1 protein-coding gene is annotated in these 331 nt (G+C 52.0%); it reads right to left on the reverse strand.

Annotation, left to right across the window (positions count from 1 at the left end):
* Window positions 1-331, reverse strand: a 331-nt coding sequence (locus A3750_RS04940) for an FMN-dependent NADH-azoreductase (protein ID WP_197474906.1), incomplete at both ends; no start/stop codon positions are given.

The following is a 331-nucleotide window of genomic DNA, read 5'->3' on the forward strand; positions in this document are numbered from 1 at the left end:
CACTGCCTACAGGTGCTCCGCCCGTCGCCACTACAAGATACATAGTGTCGATATTCAACAACCCTTCCGGCCCATTCTCTGTGTACCGAAACGTTTCACCGACGCGACAAATCATATCAACCCATGCCTTCAACGATGCCGGAATACCAAAGTTATACATCGGCGTTGCCACCACTAAAGTATTCGCTTCTTTGAGTTCTGCTAGGAGTGCATCGCTCTGCTCGAGCAAGGCGTTTTGCTCATCACTGCGCTCTTCGGCTGGCGTGTAGAACGCGCCGACATGCGCACCTGTCACCAACGCAATATCATTGTTTGATACGTCGCGCTCAGA

The sequence above is a fragment of the Oleiphilus sp. HI0079 genome (assembly GCF_001635105.1).